Raw genomic sequence first — 206 nt, forward strand, 5'->3', positions numbered from 1 at the left:
GGTGGTTAATGTAAAAGCATCCCCTCAGGGAAAAGATGTGGTCACTCACATTGAATATGATCCGTTCGGAAGACAGGTTAAAGATTATCTACCCGTTCCCCAATCAGGAACGCTGAATGGAGCTATTGTTCCCAATCCGTTAGGTAATGCCATCAATACCCCTTATGGGTCTGAAAAGATCTATTCCGAGAAAATATTGGAAAACT

At 42.2% G+C, this 206-nt stretch carries 1 protein-coding gene; it reads left to right on the forward strand.

The features are described from left to right. Window positions 1-206: DUF6443 domain-containing protein (locus BOQ64_RS22940; RefSeq protein WP_164975895.1), on the forward strand; the 206-nt coding region annotated here is incomplete at both ends.

This window comes from Chryseobacterium sp. CH25 (genome assembly GCF_004119455.1).
Taxonomy (GTDB): Bacteria; Bacteroidota; Bacteroidia; order Flavobacteriales; family Weeksellaceae; genus Chryseobacterium.